Raw genomic sequence first — 299 nt, forward strand, 5'->3', positions numbered from 1 at the left:
TGAGAATAAATGTACTCTGTTGATTATACATATTCTTTATATATTTAATTTGAGAAAAATCTGTTACATACATAATTACAATATGTGGTTTTGTTCTCTGAAACAATAATTCTCCTTCTTCAAAACTATTTGCTATAAACATACATTTAGTATGAATATTTTCTATCGTTTTTTGATGTGTACATCCATTTTCTATATAAAGGACATTTAACTGAAGATCTTGAAATACATTTTGGAAAACCGTATTCTCTAATAAAAAATGTAGTATGTTCATCACTAGTCTTCTCTCACTTCATATA

General features: G+C 25.1%; 1 pseudogene. It reads right to left on the bottom strand.

Annotated elements, in window-relative coordinates:
• Positions 1-274, bottom strand: a pseudogene (locus ACSG5Z_RS30810) (GGDEF domain-containing protein); the annotation flags it as partial.
• Positions 275-299 lie beyond the last annotated feature (25 nt).

The organism is Bacillus pretiosus (assembly GCF_051294775.1).
In the GTDB taxonomy this organism is placed as follows: domain Bacteria; phylum Bacillota; class Bacilli; order Bacillales; family Bacillaceae_G; genus Bacillus_A; species Bacillus_A wiedmannii.